Here is a 242-nt window from a genome sequence, read left to right on the forward strand (position 1 = left end):
CCACTTTTAATACACCCATCTGTTCCTGGTTCGGTTTCCCAAGCTGACAAATAAACCCTCAAACGCCCCGGTTCATCTATTGACGAACCGGAACAAGTTTGTGGAATGCGCGATATAGCCTACCACTTTTAATCTACCCACCTGTTTGGTTCCCCAAGCTGACAACTAAACACTCAGACACCCCGGTTCGTGTATTGACGAACGGGAATAAGTTTGTGGAATGCGAGATACAGCCTACCACT

Source organism: Terrimonas ferruginea DSM 30193, assembly GCF_000425585.1.
Taxonomy (GTDB): domain Bacteria; phylum Bacteroidota; class Bacteroidia; order Chitinophagales; family Chitinophagaceae; genus Terrimonas; species Terrimonas ferruginea.